An 873-nucleotide genomic window follows, 5' to 3' on the forward strand; every position below is an offset into this window, starting at 1 on the left:
GGACGGAGAACGCGCCGGCCACCGCCCGCGATCGGGAACCGCTGCCGGCGCCGGCGCAACTGCCGCCCGTACTGCCGGACTTCGCCGGCCGCACCGACGCCTTCAGCGACATGCGCACCCTGCTGACGATGTCCGGACGCCGAGCGCCGACCGTCGTGGCGATAGCCGGCATGGGCGGGATCGGGAAGACCTCCCTGGCCCTGTACACGGCCCACGGCGTACGCGACGCCTACCCCGACGGGCAGCTCTACGCCGATCTGCGCGGAGGGGACGACACCCCGGCGGAGCCCGCCATCGTGCTAACGGGGTTCCTGCTGTCACTGGGCGTCGCCGCCGAGGCCGTACCCGATACGCGTGAGGACCGCGCGAAGCTGTTCCGTTCGATGCTGGACGGCCGCAGGGTGCTGATCGTCCTGGACAACGCGCGGGACGCGGCGCAGGTCCTGGACCTGATGCCCGGGTCGGTCGGCTGCGGGGTCATCGTCACCGGCAGGTCCCGCCTGTTCGGCCTGCCGCTGACGAAGCAGCTCGGCATCGACACCTTCACCCCTGACGAGGCCCTCTCGCTGCTCGGCACCGTCATCGGGCACGAGCGGCTCGAGGCGGAGCGGGAGCAGGCGCTGGAACTCCTGCGGCTGTGCGGATTCCTGCCTCTGGCCATCCGGATCGTGGCGGCCAGGCTGGCGTCGCGGCCGCGGTGGTCCATCGCGACGCTGACCGCCAGGCTCGCCAACGAGCAGCGCCGTATCGAGGAACTGCGGGTGGGGGGCATGTCGATCCACGCGGTCTTCGAACTCGGCTACCGGCAACTGCCGCCTCAGCAGGCCCGCGCCTTCCGGCTGCTCGCCGTCCCGGGGTCCCTGGACTTCGGCG

Annotated in this window: 1 protein-coding gene; it reads left to right on the plus strand. The window is 72.2% G+C overall.

Annotation, left to right across the window (positions count from 1 at the left end; genetic code table 11):
* On the plus strand, window positions 1–873 hold an 873-nt coding region (locus tag LQ326_RS47310), incomplete at both ends, for an NB-ARC domain-containing protein (protein ID WP_234545396.1).

It is taken from the genome of Streptomyces shenzhenensis (assembly GCF_021462265.1).
GTDB lineage: Bacteria > Actinomycetota > Actinomycetes > Streptomycetales > Streptomycetaceae > Streptomyces > Streptomyces shenzhenensis.